The following is a 12,670-nucleotide window of genomic DNA, read 5'->3' on the forward strand; positions in this document are numbered from 1 at the left end:
TGGTTTGGGTGATCTTCGAACTCATTGTTCATAGTGGGTTATAGGTTTCTCGTCTTCAAATCACTTTCCCCTATTCATTTAGTTTGTGGTGCCGTTTCACTTGTTCGACTGATTTTGGTGCAAGATCGAACTTCTACAACGTCGCTCTCGTATTTACATCTTATTGTATGATTTAATTATTGGTAATAACGATACGCAATGAATCCAATGTAATTGAGGAAGCGAGCATGATCTTAGAGTCATTCAGTCTGGAAGGTAAAGTAGCGATAGTGACAGGCTGTAACACGGGGCTTGGGCAAGGTATTGCATTAGGCCTAGCGGAAGCCGGTTGTAAGGTTGTCGGTGTTAACCGAACAGAGCCTGAAGAGACTATTGAGAAAATGAGTGCAGCAGGTCATTCGTTCCTAAACGTGAGTGCTGATCTTCTCGAGCAAGCGTGCATTCCAGGGGTTATAGAGCGCACTTTGGCTGAGTTTGGCCAAGTCGACATTCTCGTGAACAATGCAGGAATTATTCGCCGCCAAGATGCTATTGAGTTCTCAGAGCAAGATTGGGATGACGTAATGAACGTGAACACCAAGACGGTGTTCTTTATGTCTCAGGCTGTTGCAAAGCAATTTAAGGCTCAAGGTACTGGCGGAAAGATCATTAACATTGCATCGATGCTCTCATTCCAAGGTGGCATTCGAGTTCCTTCCTATACGGCTTCAAAAAGTGCTGTGATGGGCGTGACACGTGCGATGGCGAACGAATGGGCGCGCGATAATATCAACGTGAATGCGATAGCCCCCGGTTATATGGAAACGAACAATACTCAAGCTCTGCGTGAAGATGCTGAGCGTAATCAAGCGATTCTTGAGCGTATTCCGGCTGAACGTTGGGGTAAACCGCAAGATATCGCAGGTCCTTGTGTGTTCTTAGCATCATCAGCATCGGATTACATTAATGGCTATACCATTGCTGTTGACGGTGGTTGGTTAGCACGCTAGTTGGTTTTTTATTCTAAATTTTGAGTTTGCAGCAATCTTGCAGGAGAAGATAAATGAAAATCGCTTTAATGATGGAAAACAGTCAGGCAGGTAAAAATGCCATGGTTGCAGCTGAGCTAGAGTCAGTGGCGGGTGGCATTGGTCACGATGTTTTCAACTTAGGTATGACCGACGAGAATGATCACCACTTAACGTATATCCACTTAGGTATCATGGCCAGTATTCTGATCAACTCAAAGGCTGTGGACTTTGTTGTGACGGGATGTGGAACAGGGCAAGGTGCTTTGATGTCACTGAACCTGCACCCGGGTGTGGTTTGTGGTTACTGCCTAGAGCCATCAGATGCTTTCTTGTTTAACCAAATCAACAACGGCAATGCTCTCGCTCTCGCTTTTGCTAAAGGCTTTGGCTGGGCAGGTGAACTCAACATTCGTTATATCTTTGAAAAAGCGTTCACAGGCGAGCGTGGTAATGGGTATCCACTAGAGCGTGCAGAACCACAGCAACGTAATGCAGCAATTTTGAATGAAGTGAAAGCGGCGGTGGTAAAAGATAACTTTATTGATTCTCTGAGAGCCATCGACCAAGATCTAGTGAAAACAGCGGTTGGCAGCGAACGTTTCCAACAATGCTTCTTTGAGCATTGCCAAAACCAAGAAATCGCTGATTATGTTCGTTCACTTTTAGATTAATTAGAGCGTTTAGTTCTGATAGAGCCAGCCTTGTTCGGCTGGCTTTTTGATGAATAATTAAAGGAAAGTTGTGAGGCAGACAGTAATCAACTGGAAAAATGGCGATTCGTGTTTTCCTGAATTTACTCTTCATCTTCGGTTTCTTTGGGAGCATTCGACGCCCAGTCTTTTTCAAGCCAGTTATCGAGCACGTGTTGCAGCACGTTCAAGGAGGTTGGTTTCTCTAGGCGACCATCCATCAACTTGCTGATCATATCTAACTCGTGCTGTCCTGATTCGCCAGACAAAGCAATGATTGGCGTTTGAGGAGAGCGTGCCTTGATGATTTGGCTTGCGTCAAAACCATTCATTATCGGCATTTGTACGTCCATTAAGATCAAATCGACCTTGTGTGTTTTGAACAGCTCGACGGCATTCTCGCCGTTTTTAGCTTGTAAGCTATTTACGCCAAGTCGACTCAGGTACATCTGAACAAGCGTGCGTTGCACTTCTTTATCATCGACGATAAGCACGGTTGGAGCCAAATGGTTCTCTGGGGTTAGCGTACTTGTTGGCTCTGAACTTTGCGTTTCTGGCGGGTTATTTGGCTTAGCTTCAGCGTTGGTTTTGTTTTCAGTTGCAGTTTGATTACTTTTCCAATCATTGAAGTAAGGCGTACGAAGTGCGTCTGCTTTGGGTGCATTGGGTACTACCGGGAAGTACAGGTGGAACTCAGTAAACTCCCCAAGTTTAGAGTGGCACTCAACTCGGCCGCCAAATGAACGCATCACACGTTGGCAATAGCCAAGCCCTAGGCCGCTACCACCGCTTTTTTGGTAAGAGAAGAAGTCATCAAAGATCTTATGTGCAATGGCTTCGTCAATGCCAGGGCCGGTATCTCGGAATATCAGAACGTTCTCGTAAGGCCCTGTGTTGGTGCTGATCTCAATTTGGCTTTCTGGATAAGAATCAAAGTAATAGATTGCATTACGTATCAGGTTGAAAATAACGAAATTGAATAAGGTTTCATTGAGCTTTGCTACAAAATCAGCGTGTTGTGGTAAACGAATGCGTTCAATGATCTTTTCATTCTCAAAACCATAGTGGCTTACGGCTTGATCTACGGCTTTGTGGATAGAGGTCATGGCCACAGGGCCGTGTTCAGGCGTACTGTCACTGACTTCGCGCAGGATGATATCAATCAGTTGTCGCCCGCGTTGAATCGCCGCTTGGCCATTCTCAATATCCTTTAGGATTTGTTTAGCTGGGGCTTGGTTATCAATGTGCTGTTTTAACACCTCAAAATGCAGCTGCACTTGAGCCAGCGGGTTACGCATTTCGTGTGCGATAGAATTAGCAAGCGCGCGACTTTGGCGAATGCGTCTATCGGCTTCAATGGTGCTTTGTACACGAGTTAACAAGGTTTGCAGTGCAGAGATCTCTTCGTTAGAGAACATCTTATCGTTGCTCTTATGTGATGAGACCAATAAGTGCGTGACCGATTTCCCCTGACCAAATAAAGGCATCACCAAAGCGGTGTCGTTTGAGCTCATCTTGTCATATAGGGCTTTTATCGAGCGCTTGGCTGGTGCGGTGTAATCAAGCTCCTGAGACAGCTCATCGAACACTAAAACGGACTTGTTGGTAGACAGGTAATCTTCGTAGAAGGTTTCGTTGTAGTTGCTGTTCACCAGACGCAACTTGTCTTCGGGAATCTGCAATAGGCTACCTAATCGACGCATTGCATCATCAATCGACAGCTTGAAATCGTCTTCTAGTGAGAGGATCTGTTGTACTGGCGTTTTCTTGTTTCCGTAGACAAAGAACGAGGCGTAGTGGCTTACGCGCTTGTAGAGAACATGCCACGTGATGCCGATAATCGCGCAGATTGGGATAGCAACAAGCCATTGACTGTCGTCTGTCAGCGGGATAAATATCGCGCCAAAAGGGATCACCAAAATAGCACAAACCAACATCGCATTTAGGCTCATGTACGCCAGGTATTTCACGCTGTAGAAGCGCGAGGTCAGCAGGGCATAGCCAACGAACAACATTTCACTTATCGACAAAGCTGGTGGCAGCCAAGTGAGCGAGAAATCACGCAAGAAGTAGGTCATGCCTAGGTGGATCGTCGCAGTAGACAGCATGAAGACTAAAATGCCGGCGATCATATAGTTGGTTTTGGCTAAAGTTAGCTTGCTGCTGTTGGCGCGCATGGCCACCAGGTTGAGTAGTGTTAGCACTACAAAGCTAATCATCCCAATAAAGAAGTACGGCGTATGCGGGCCAAACTCAATCACGAACTGGCTTGGGCCTGCAATGGTGACGTGTTCAACGGTTAACCCCGGACTTAAATTGATAAAGAAGGAGTAGACGGTCAGGGTGACGAAAATGGCTTGCTGCCACACATGAACCTTACCATTACGTTGTTCAGCGGCGAGTTTGCACGAGAAGTAATAGGCAAAGGCAAACGCAAAGAACGAGGCGAGGTTGGCAAACTTTGCGGCGAACACGGCGGCCGAGGCCCCAAGTTCCGGTAATAAGTCGGTATGGAAATAAGCGTTACTGCTGATCCACGCAACAATGCAGATCGAATACGCGATGTAAGGGGCATGGTGTGTCCCTGCGATCACTTCGTTCTTCTGTTTCAGGCGATAGCAGTAATAGAACAACCACATGACAACCACAGCCACGGTTGCAAGCAGTGTGATTGCTTTTGCATAGATGATCGCCTCTAGGCCGAAATCAAACATGTTCATCCTTTTTCACCGAGCTAGTTTTTCCTGCCGAGCGCGACTTTTCTAATGACTTTCTGCTTTCTCGCACTGCGCGTTTGTAGCTTCGAAAATCGACATTATTGAACGCTTTTACCATCATCTCAAAATTCCAGAATCCACGATAAATTGTCGTGCCATCGTCATTTAATTCGCAATATCCAGAATGGAAGTATGTATTGGAATCAATGGTTTGATAAAACTGAAGCATGAAAGGTTGCTCGATAATAGTGAAGCCAATCTTATAGCCTATTTGGTGTAACACACTCATCAGCTCTTTTTGAGAAAGGTAGAGGAAATAGAGCTTTTGTTGGGTATTGCCACTGACTGTCAGACGTAACACCTCACACAGGGCATCTTTGTCGGACAATTGTAACTGGAATTGTTGGTCAAATTCTGGGAGAGAGTAACATTTTGACAGTGTAGGCGGTGTGAAAAGTTGTAACCCTGCGAGTTCATCGTAGCCGTAATTGGGTAAACAGTATTGCCATTGCTCATTGCTGAACGGCGGTGCGTAACTTAGCCAAGTGTCATTCTTAGACCAGTCTTGAATCAGCGCAGAGGAAACCAGTGTTGGAAAGGCTTCATCGACTGGATGCTTGAGCAGAATAAAATGCTTACCTGCCTGAGAAAGGTGTAATAAAGGCAGCATCTCAAACCATTTCTCGCCCTTGATGAACACCTCGAGATTGCTTAAAGCAATGGCATCGCTGATTGGCATTCCTTGTGGGTGACTCGGTGTTTGTACCAAAAGTGGCTCATGTTCTATCTGTTCGATGATCGCACCGTAATAAGCACTGTCATTGATAGGGAGGTCGACATGAGAAATGGAGCTTGGATTTAATGGAGATTTTGCTTTGATCGCAGCAATTTCACACTCACACCAGAAATCTAGCCAATGCATATAGCACTGCCCTACAGCCTGCTCTAGAAGAGCAATCTCTGCAGATAGTGTATTTGGATAGCGCAGAATCAGATCGCGGTAGTCCATCACCTCAAACAATACAGAGTAGCTTTTGTTTTGATGCTCTGGGAAAAGCAATTCTAATTGGCTTCTACGATATTCAGTCACGCTTTGAAAAAGCTCAGTGCGCTCATGTGGCTGATAAGTGTTGATGACGAGCTCTATCAGCGCTCGCTGTTTTATTTCGATAGACAGACTGCTAGCCAACAGTGAGCCTAAAGACGACGTTAATTTCATGTTTAACCTAGCCTAGGTTTATATAATTATTTTTATTTGATCTGCACTATCTATAGGACACTGATTTTAGGTATGTGTTTGAAGTTACGTTACTTTGAGAGAGCCAATCGTAACTTTACTTGTGTCCATGGTGTGAGAAGTAAGTTGCATAATCGGGCGAGATTTTACTACTTGCACTCACCCTCAACAATAAAGATTTTCCATATTTGAATGAATTCAAAGATGAACAAAATACATTATTATCAACAACTTGTAGGGTTGGATCACAGTTTTAAAATCAGACATGATTAAGTCGAGCATAAACTTTTGGATTTATAAAATAATTTCAAATATCTATTTTTTGAACCAATATCATAATCCACATCAAGATGAGCTCATCTTATTAATCGTGATAGGAATGTTTTTGGTGTGAAGTATGTAATTATCTGATTAATTATGTCTGTATTATTACTCGCTTATTCTCTCGCTACTCATTTTAATGATTTAAATATCAGGTGGATAAAAGCAGAGCTCCAGTGCTCGTCTTGTTTTCCTGACAATCTCCTGTGTTTATAGAGTAGTTACACCATAATCTCTGATGAAGTGATGACATTCGAGGTTTAAGCTTGCCTGCATATGAAACATTATTGCGAGTAATCCCTCGTAAATGATTGAGGTAGAGAGAATTTATGAAGAACGTACGATTAACATCATTACTTGGAACAGCAACCTTGTTTAGTGTCGTGGCGTTAGCTGGGTGTAGTCAGAAATCAGAGGTACCAACTCAACCGCAAGAGAATGCGAACCCCACCTGCAGCACTAAAAACCTGACGGGTGGTTGGTCGAAAAGTGAGATAACACCAGAAGCCAAGCAAGCTTTAAACGCAGTTCTTAGCCAAATGAACACTTCAGCTGAGCTCAAGCAGATCTTGAGTGTTCGAACTCAGGTTGTCGCGGGTTTGAATTACGCTATTGAGTTTGAAATGGATAATGGTGAAGTGTGGAACACCATCGTTTACCGTTCTCTACAAGGTGACATCGAAATGACGCAACCTGCACAGAAAGGTCTTCTGTGCTCATAATCTAGATGCGTCTGTATCTTGTGAGATAGGCTGATAGCAAATAAAAATGGCTCCGTATTGGGAGCCATTTTTGTTTTTAAGAAGACTGATTTGTTGAACGTTTTCAGTCGGCCAACTCGGGCTCAGCTAACTCCTGAACACAAGCGCGGCTGATGTCTTCATCAATGTAGGCCATACCGAGTTTATTGAGGTAGTCCATGCGATCGGCAGTGCGAAGCTCGATGTCGGGGCCTGCAATGTTGTTGGCTTGATAAATTTCAGTGAGATGAGACATGAATTGTTCACCCACACTCATCATCAATAGACTCATTGCGCCTACGTCCGGTCTTACTTTGGTGCGTTGCTTTTCAGATAGGTTTACCGCTAGTACGATAGGTTGTTCTTCACCTTCGAATCGAACGCCTCGCTCACGAACGGTTTGTTGAGCCCAGTAGTACGCCAGTTCTTTACTCTGAGTGAGAAACACTGGCTCAACCGATTCGGTATAGTTGTTGCCGATGGTTGCCATAGTTTTTGAAGCTGCTTCGTTGAGCGCTTTGTCTCCAGAACGTTTTAAACCTTGGCCTTGAATCGAAGCCAATAAAGCTGAAGATGTGCCGTGATACCAAGTATCACCCGTCGCGAAACCATTCTCTGATAACAGTGTTTTTGCATCTTGTAGGTGTGTAGGTATTGAAGTCATAGGCACTCTCAACAAATAGGAATCTGAACAATTATGTATACAGTTAGCTTAAACAGAAGTTGTTCGGTTAACCGTGGTGTGGAACACAAATCTGAGGCTTTGAGATAAAGCTGGCAGTACAAGCTTTATCTCAAAGCCTTCCCCCGGATCTTACCTAAGTAAGAGAGAAGGGCGGGGGAGGCTTTAGTTTTAGCGATTAATCAAATTGGTTAGACGTATTCGCTTCGCCCGCTGCTTTTAGTGCATTCTCACCAGCGAAGTACTCTTTGTGGTCATCACCGATGTCTGAACCAGACATGTTTTGGTGTTTAACACATGCGATACCTTGGCGGATCTCTTTACGTTGAACATTAGCAACGTAACCCAACATGCCTTGGTCGCCGAAGTACTCTTTCGCAAGGTTGTCGGTAGACAGCGCTGCAGTGTGGTAAGTAGGCAGAGTAATCAAGTGGTGGAAGATACCCGCTTCACGAGATGCGTCCGCTTGGAATGTACGAATCTTCTCGTCAGCACTTGCAGACAGTTCAGTTTCATCGTATTCCGCGCTCATTAGGTTTGCACGGTCGTAAGCTGATACATCTTTACCTTCAGCAACCAATGCATCGTAAGCTTGTTGACGGAAGTTTAGCGTCCAGTTGAATGATGGAGAGTTGTTGTAAACCAGTTTCGCGTTAGGGTGAACTTCGCGAACGCCATCCATCATCTCTTTGATTTGGCCGATGTGTGGTTTCTCAGTCTCAATCCAAAGTAGGTCAGCACCTGCGTTGATTGCTTCAATACAGTCGAATACACAACGGTCTTCGCCCGTACCCTGGCGGAATTGGTATAAACCTGAAGGTAGACGCTTAGGTCGAACTAGCTTGCCGTCACGGTTAAAGCAAACGTCGCCTTCTGCCATATCTGCAACATCGATCTCTTCAACATCTAGGTATGAGTTGTAGATATCGCCTTGGTCGCCCGGCTCTTTCACTACTGCGATTTCTTTTGTTAGACCAGCGCCTTGAGAATCGGTACGAGCAACAATAACGCCGTTGTCTATGCCTAGTTCAAGGAAAGCGTAACGAAGTGCGCGAAGTTTTGCGTGGAAGTCAGCGTGTGGAACCGTTACTTTGCCGTCTTGGTGACCACATTGCTTCTCATCGGCAACTTGGTTTTCAATTTGTAGACAACATGCGCCCGCTTCAATCATCTGCTTAGCCATTAGGTAAGTCGCTTCTGCGTTACCGAAACCTGCATCGATATCGGCAATGATTGGCACTACGTGTGTTACGTGGTTGTCAATTTTGTCTTGAATACGATCTTGTAGGTTTACATCGCCTGCTTCACGGGCTGCATCCAGTTCACGGAATAAGCCACCTAGTTCACGAGCATCAGCTTGGCGCAGGAATGTGTATAGTTCTTCTACTAGGCCTGCAACCGATGTTTTCTCATGCATTGATTGGTCTGGAAGTGGACCAAAGTCTGAGCGAAGTGCTGCAACCATCCAACCTGAAAGGTATAGGTAGCGGCGATCTGTCTTGCCATCAAAGTGCTTCTTAATAGAAATCAGCTTTTGTTGACCGATAAAACCATGCCAGCAACCTAAAGATTGAGTGTATTGAGAGCTGTCTTTGTCGTAAGCCTCCATATCCGCACGCATGATATCTGCCGTGTATTGCGCGATATCTAGACCTGTTTTGAATTTGTTTTGAGCTCGCATACGAGCAGCAGATTCAGCATTGATTGCATCCCATGGAGCACCTGCAGCGCTTTTTGCAACTTCTATCATTTCGATATCTTGTGTAATTTGCGACATAACTATTCCTTAGTTTCACGTGGGGTATGGTTGCCAAATTGGCTTGGATTAAAACTTTGCTATGGACAAAGAATAACCACGCATGTGATAATTTTGTTAATTTATAGTTATTATATTCGGTATTTTTCTTATGAATATTGCTCGTATAGACCTTAATTTACTTGTGTATTTAGACATGTTGCTACGTGAAAGAAACGTTACACGAGCGGCAAATCAATTAGGAATAACTCAACCAGCCATGAGTAATGGACTGCGCCGACTACGCGATCTGTTTGAAGATCCGCTATTGGTGAGAACCAGTGAAGGGATGGTGCCGACCGAGCGCGCGCAAAAGTTGCAACCGCTGATCCGCAACATCTTGGCGAATGTAGAAAAGACACTACAGCCGACCACAGAGTTTAATGCAGAAGACAGTGAGCGCGTGTTTCGTATCATGGCGAGTGACTATGCTGAGTCGACCATTATTCAGCCGCTATTGAAAAAACTGAGCGAGATAGCGCCGAAAATACGACTGGATATAATGACGCCAAGTGACGTGAGTTATCAGGATGTAGAACAAGGCACCGTGGATATTATCATCAACCGTTTTGATGACATTCCACAGTCCTTTCACCAGATGAGCCTTTGGCACGACGGGTTTTCTTGTCTATTCAGCTGTGATAATCCAATAGCCGATAACTTTGATATTTTGTCCTATTTGAAAGCGCAACATATCTGGGTAAGTAAGACGGGGATGGGAACCGGAGTGGGGATCAACCCAAGTGAAGCGCAAAAGCTCGGTTGGATAGATGAAGCGTTAATGCGCATTGGTAAAACCCGCAATATCACGGTGTTTACCCGACATTACCTATCTGCGATTCTCTTCGCTCAGCAGAAAAACCTTATCCTTACTATTCCAACCAAAGCCGCGCAATTGCAGCGCAACAACCCTAATTTGTTAATCAAACCAGCCCCATTTGCGATTGAACCCTTTGAGGTGAAGATGGCGTGGAGCCCATTGTTACAAACCAATCCAGACCACCAGTGGATGCGTCGCTTGATCAAAAGTGTCGCCAATGAAATCGAAAGTGGTGTGACGGGATAACACAGTTTTTGTGGTATTTCTTTTGTGAATATCCAATATAAGCGGCATAAATTAGCTAAATTTTCGTCAGTTACGTAAATTTATTTAGTAGTCAGCGGTTAATTTGAGAGAGATTTTATGAGCAGTCGTATTCAACAGGGAAGCTTGAGCATTGATAGCACCCTCTACCAATTAATTAATGAGCAGGTCATTCCTGGAACAGGCATAGTCGCAGAGGACTTTTGGCAATCTTTCGCAGCCATCCTTAAAGATCTAGCACCAAAGAATCGTGCACTGCTTATCAAACGTGAAGATCTTCAACATCAAATTGACGTTTGGCACCAAGAGCGTGCTGGGCAAACGCTCGATCCTGTGGAGTACAAACAGTTCTTACAGCAGATCGGTTATTTGGTTCCTGAAGGCGATGACTTTCAAGTGACGACAGCGAGCGTAGAGCCTGAGATCGCAACACAAGCAGGGCCGCAGCTTGTGGTGCCAATCATGAACGCACGTTTTGCACTTAACGCAGCCAATGCGCGTTGGGGCAGCCTATATGATGCGCTCTACGGAACGGACGTGATCAGTGAAAGTGATGGCGCGGAAAAGGGCGGAAGCTTTAACCCAGCCCGTGGCGCTAAAGTAGTGACTTATGCTCGCGAGTTCCTTGATGACGCAGCGCCATTAAACGGCGTCTCCCATAAAGACGTCACCAAATACAGCATCAGTAACGCTAGCATCGGCAATAAATTAATAGCGACACTCGATAACGGCGAAGAAGTCACTCTCATTGATAGCGACCAGTTCATTGGCTATCAAGGTGACGCAAGTTCCCCTTCGTGCATTCTTCTTAAACACAATAATCTGCACATCGAAATTCAAATTGACCCGAGCGCACCGATTGGTAGCGTCGATGTGGCGGGAATTAAAGATGTATTAGTCGAAGCCGCTCTAACAACCATTATGGATTGCGAAGACTCGGTTGCTGCAGTTGATGGTGAAGACAAAGCATTGGCTTACCGTAACTGGTTAGGCTTGATGAAAGGTGATCTACAAGAATCACTAGAGAAAAACGGCAAAACCATTGTTCGTAACCTTAACCCAGATCGCCAATACACCAGCGTGACGGGGGGTGAGATTTCACTAAAAGGCCGCAGCATGTTGTTCATCCGTAATGTCGGCCACCTGATGACCAACCCTGCGATTATTGATGCCGAAGGCAATGAAGTGCCTGAAGGCATTATGGATGGCATGATCACTTCGCTAATCGCGATGCATGATTTAAAAGGCAACAGTGCTTACCAAAACTCGACCGCGAACAGCATCAATATTGTAAAACCTAAGATGCATGGTCCTGAAGAAGTCGCGTTCACCAATGAGCTGTTTGGTCGCATTGAAGATGCATTAGGGCTAGATCGATTCACGATCAAAGTTGGCATCATGGACGAAGAGCGTCGTACTTCGGTTAACCTTAAAGAATGTATTCGAGCGGCTAAAGATCGTGTTGTGTTCATCAACACAGGTTTCTTAGACCGAACGGGTGATGAGATTCACACCAGTATGGAAGCGGGACCATTCGCTCCTAAAACACAGCTGAAAACCATGACTTGGATTGGCGCATACGAAGATCAAAACGTTGATCTTGGCTTAGCTTGTGGCCTGCAAGGTAAAGCCCAGATTGGTAAAGGTATGTGGCCAGAGCCAGACAACATGGCGAAGATGATGGATGCGAAAATCGGACATCCACAAGCGGGTGCTAATACTGCTTGGGTTCCTTCTCCAACCGCCGCGACTTTGCACGCGCTGCACTATCACAAGGTGAGTGTACCAAGCCGTCAGAAAGAGCTTCGTGAGCGAGTGAGAGCCAATGTTGATGATATTCTTACTATCCCGCTACTGGGCAACCAAAAGCTGACTGCGCAAGATATTCAAAGTGAGCTGGATAACAACACACAAGGTATTCTGGGGTACGTGGTTCGTTGGATTGATCAAGGCGTTGGTTGTTCGAAGGTACCTGATATTAACGATGTCGGCTTGATGGAAGACCGAGCGACGCTGCGTATTTCAAGCCAACATATTGCGAACTGGTTACGTCACGGCATTTGCGAGGAAGCTCAGGTAATGAAAACCATGAAGCGCATGGCCGCAGTGGTGGATGAGCAAAACGCTGGCGACCAGAGCTACCGTAACATGGCGCCTGACTTTGAAAACAGCATTGCATTTTCAGCGGCGTGTCAGTTGGTATTCGAAGGCTGTGCTCAGCCGAGCGGTTACACCGAGCCAGTACTGCACGCGATGCGTCTAAAACTGAAAGCACAGGAATAGCGAAGCAACCGAATAACAAAAATAGAGAATGTAAAATACTAAAAAAAGAACCCCCCCTTTAACCGAGCCCAAGGTGCCGCGCTTTTATAGCGCGGCTTTTTTTTGGTTCATC

At 45.3% G+C, this 12,670-nt stretch carries 9 protein-coding genes; 5 read left to right on the plus strand and 4 right to left on the minus strand.

What is annotated here, in order from left to right:
- Positions 1-227: 227 nt before the first annotated feature.
- Positions 228-989 carry a 2-dehydro-3-deoxy-D-gluconate 5-dehydrogenase KduD gene (gene kduD / locus AB4512_RS20225; protein ID WP_017067926.1) on the plus strand — a complete coding sequence of 254 codons (762 nt, stop codon included), beginning with the start codon at positions 228-230 and terminating at the stop codon, positions 987-989.
- 53 nt (positions 990-1,042) lie between these two features.
- A complete protein-coding gene (locus AB4512_RS20230; protein ID WP_017059986.1) occupies positions 1,043-1,681 on the plus strand; it encodes an RpiB/LacA/LacB family sugar-phosphate isomerase in 639 nt (212 codons plus the stop codon).
- Positions 1,682-1,803: 122 nt separating this feature from the next.
- On the opposite strand, the gene AB4512_RS20235 is transcribed toward AB4512_RS20230, so the two are convergent.
- Together AB4512_RS20235 and AB4512_RS20240 are read right to left on the minus strand one after the other, a co-directional pair.
- Positions 1,804-4,413: a response regulator gene (locus tag AB4512_RS20235; RefSeq protein ID WP_372169565.1), complete on the minus strand. Its 2,610-nt coding sequence runs from the start codon at positions 4,411-4,413 to the stop codon at positions 1,804-1,806.
- Positions 4,406-5,635, minus strand: a complete 1,230-nt coding sequence (locus AB4512_RS20240; RefSeq protein WP_372175469.1) for an acyl-homoserine-lactone synthase — start codon at positions 5,633-5,635, stop codon at positions 4,406-4,408. The genes AB4512_RS20235 and AB4512_RS20240 overlap by 8 nt, the downstream gene beginning before the upstream one ends.
- Before the next feature lie 668 nt (positions 5,636-6,303).
- Here AB4512_RS20240 and AB4512_RS20245 point away from each other — a divergent pair.
- Positions 6,304-6,696, plus strand: a complete 393-nt coding sequence (locus tag AB4512_RS20245) for a cystatin domain-containing protein (RefSeq protein WP_136974693.1) — start codon at positions 6,304-6,306, stop codon at positions 6,694-6,696.
- 103 nt (positions 6,697-6,799) lie between these two features.
- Here AB4512_RS20245 and AB4512_RS20250 read toward each other — a convergent pair whose 3' ends face one another.
- Positions 6,800-7,378, minus strand: coding sequence for a hypothetical protein (locus tag AB4512_RS20250; protein ID WP_017059982.1), 579 nt, complete (start codon positions 7,376-7,378; stop codon positions 6,800-6,802).
- Between the two features lie 196 nt (positions 7,379-7,574).
- Complete coding sequence (locus tag AB4512_RS20255) at positions 7,575-9,173, minus strand: isocitrate lyase (protein ID WP_146490956.1); 1,599 nt, start codon at positions 9,171-9,173, stop codon at positions 7,575-7,577.
- A gap of 130 nt (positions 9,174-9,303) precedes the next feature.
- Between AB4512_RS20255 and AB4512_RS20260 the strand changes: the two genes are divergently transcribed.
- The gene (locus AB4512_RS20260; RefSeq protein ID WP_061038005.1) at positions 9,304-10,257 is read left to right on the plus strand and encodes a LysR family transcriptional regulator; all 954 of its coding nucleotides are present in this window, start codon (positions 9,304-9,306) and stop codon (positions 10,255-10,257) included.
- Positions 10,258-10,374: 117 nt separating this feature from the next.
- A complete protein-coding gene (locus tag AB4512_RS20265; RefSeq protein ID WP_372175472.1) occupies positions 10,375-12,558 on the plus strand; it encodes a malate synthase G in 2,184 nt (727 codons plus the stop codon).
- Positions 12,559-12,670 lie beyond the last annotated feature (112 nt).

This window comes from Vibrio sp. 10N.222.52.B7 (genome assembly GCF_041474275.1).
Lineage (GTDB): Bacteria > Pseudomonadota > Gammaproteobacteria > Enterobacterales > Vibrionaceae > Vibrio > Vibrio crassostreae_C.

What these genes read in the sequence shown, in the direction of transcription:
- AB4512_RS20230 (WP_017059986.1), top strand. Translation starts at nt 1,043, where the DNA reads ATGAAAATCGCTTTAATGATGGAAAACAGTCAGGCAGGTAAAAATGCC.
- AB4512_RS20265 (WP_372175472.1), top strand. Translation starts at nt 10,375, where the DNA reads ATGAGCAGTCGTATTCAACAGGGAAGCTTGAGCATTGATAGCACCCTC.
- AB4512_RS20235 (WP_372169565.1), bottom strand. Translation starts at nt 4,413, where the DNA reads ATGTTTGATTTCGGCCTAGAGGCGATCATCTATGCAAAAGCAATCACA.
- AB4512_RS20250 (WP_017059982.1), bottom strand. Translation starts at nt 7,378, where the DNA reads ATGACTTCAATACCTACACACCTACAAGATGCAAAAACACTGTTATCA.
- AB4512_RS20245 (WP_136974693.1), top strand. Translation starts at nt 6,304, where the DNA reads ATGAAGAACGTACGATTAACATCATTACTTGGAACAGCAACCTTGTTT.
- AB4512_RS20240 (WP_372175469.1), bottom strand. Translation starts at nt 5,635, where the DNA reads ATGAAATTAACGTCGTCTTTAGGCTCACTGTTGGCTAGCAGTCTGTCT.
- AB4512_RS20255 (WP_146490956.1), bottom strand. Translation starts at nt 9,173, where the DNA reads ATGTCGCAAATTACACAAGATATCGAAATGATAGAAGTTGCAAAAAGC.
- AB4512_RS20260 (WP_061038005.1), top strand. Translation starts at nt 9,304, where the DNA reads ATGAATATTGCTCGTATAGACCTTAATTTACTTGTGTATTTAGACATG.
- kduD (WP_017067926.1), top strand. Translation starts at nt 228, where the DNA reads ATGATCTTAGAGTCATTCAGTCTGGAAGGTAAAGTAGCGATAGTGACA.